This is a genomic window from Escherichia sp. WS1450 (assembly GCF_046487395.1).
Lineage (GTDB): Bacteria > Pseudomonadota > Gammaproteobacteria > Enterobacterales > Enterobacteriaceae > Escherichia > Escherichia coli.
Genome location: NZ_JBJQJO010000145.1, coordinates 1 through 721 on the forward strand (window position 1 = coordinate 1; position 721 = coordinate 721).

Annotated in this window: 1 protein-coding gene and 1 pseudogene; both read right to left on the minus strand. The window is 33.3% G+C overall.

The genetic code is table 11. The features are described 5' to 3' along the window. Nucleotides 1–315: 315 nt before the first annotated feature. The gene (locus tag ACJHYR_RS27995; protein WP_410233226.1) at nucleotides 316–657 is read right to left on the minus strand and encodes a hypothetical protein; all 342 of its coding nucleotides are present in this window, start codon (nucleotides 655–657) and stop codon (nucleotides 316–318) included. Continuing rightward, nucleotides 620–721 (minus strand): annotated as a pseudogene (locus tag ACJHYR_RS28000) (IS30 family transposase); the annotation flags it as partial. The gene ACJHYR_RS27995 and the pseudogene ACJHYR_RS28000, both read right to left, overlap by 38 nt.

Consider the following 721-nt stretch of genomic DNA (forward strand, 5'->3'; position numbering starts at 1 on the left):
CATCAGTCAGTTTGCGGCCTGCACTTCTCCGTTGACATCTTTGTTATATGGTACAACTGCGCAGAGGCCTGTCTCTTCAATTGTGCCAGTTGAATACTACGATACAACGCTCGGCCTTCCTGTTTGGTGGAACATTACCACATCTACGAGGAAAAGAGCTTACGGTACTAATACTTAGACTTTAAATTTATTTTCGTTTATTAATCATTGAAGTAAAACAAATTATTAGGCGAAAATGTAGCGAATTTATGTACTTATACATGTTACCCTGAAGGAAAATTCTTTTAATAAACCTTCTCCTTCAGGGTAAAATAATTATTTGACGTAAATGTGGTTTCTGTATTTGACAAAAATCACATCACACACACTTTCAATATCTTCAGGTTGACCATAAATTTTCTTCACAATATTCAATTGTTCTTTATTCTCAAGAATAAAGAAATTATTTCCTTTGTTATACCATTCGCTATTTGTAAGCCAGTTGTCTCTTTTAATTTCATTGTTATTAAAAAGTATATTTGCTATTTTTATGTCTCCATTCACACCAACAGAGTTGGTAAATGCAAAAGGGGCATATCCATAATTTACTTTGTGCTCGTTGATTTTTTCTCTTGAATTGTCAAACCAAGTGCAACGATTTTTTGAAGTAAACTTCATAAGGTGTTTTCCAACCTAAACATTTACGTGGTCGTAAATTCAGTTTATTGATCACCTGTTGAAT

What these genes read in the sequence shown, in the direction of transcription:
- ACJHYR_RS27995 (WP_410233226.1), bottom strand. Translation starts at nt 657, where the DNA reads ATGAAGTTTACTTCAAAAAATCGTTGCACTTGGTTTGACAATTCAAGA.